The organism is Streptomyces mesophilus (genome assembly GCF_011044995.1).
GTDB lineage: Bacteria > Actinomycetota > Actinomycetes > Streptomycetales > Streptomycetaceae > Streptomyces > Streptomyces mesophilus.
In genome coordinates, this window is record NZ_JAAKZW010000479.1 from 1 (window position 1) to 882 (window position 882).

Consider the following 882-nt stretch of genomic DNA (forward strand, 5'->3'; position numbering starts at 1 on the left):
CACCTGCCCCGAACTCCCCGACGGGGTCTGGCTGGTGGAGCTGGCGGGTGCGCGGAGGGATCCGGTCGATGCGATCGCGGCGGCACTGGGCATACGTGACGAGCCCTCGGCCGAGCCGACGCCACAGCCAAAGCCACAACCCCAGCCACACCCGCAGCCACAACCCCAGCCCCACCTCCATCCCCAGTCGGCAGCGGATGCGGACGCGGACGCGGATGCGGATGCGACACATCAGGAAACCCCATCCGCAACGCAAGGGGACGCACCCCGGACCGACCGCGCCAACCGCCTGCTGCGCGCCCTGGCCTCACGTGAGCTGCTGCTCGTCCTGGACAACTGCGAGCACATGGTCGACGCGGTCGCCTCGCTGGTCGGCCGGCTGCTGCGCGCCGCACCAGGCGTACGCGTCCTCGCCACCAGCCAGGAGCCGCTGAACGTCTCCGGCGAGACGGTGGAGGCCGTCGCCCCGCTCGAAGGACCCGAGGCCGTCGCCCTGTTCGTGGCACGGGCCGCGTCCGCCGCGCCCGGATTCGCCCTCACCCCCGCCAACCGCGAGTCGGTCGAGCTCATCTGCCGCCGCCTCGACGGCATCCCCCTCGCGCTCGAACTCGCCGCGACCCGCGTCCGCGCCCTCGGCGTCGAAGCACTCGCCGACCGGCTGCACGACCGCTTCCGCCTGCTCAGCCAGGTCCGCCGGGACGCACCCGCCCGCCAGCGCACCCTGCGCGCGATGATCGACTGGAGCTGGGAACTCCTCGGCCCGCCCGAACGCGCCGTGCTCCGCCGACTCGCCGTGTTCGCGGGCGGGTTCACCCTCGACGCCGCCGAAGCCGTCTGCGCCGAGCCCGCGCTCTCCCCCGGCCCGGCGCAGACGGCTTCGGC

The 882-nt window shown here is 74.1% G+C and carries 1 protein-coding gene; it reads left to right on the plus strand.

Annotated elements, in window-relative coordinates:
• Positions 1-882 (plus strand): ATP-binding protein (locus tag G6045_RS40670; RefSeq protein WP_408056434.1); only part of this gene is annotated, 882 nt, incomplete at both ends.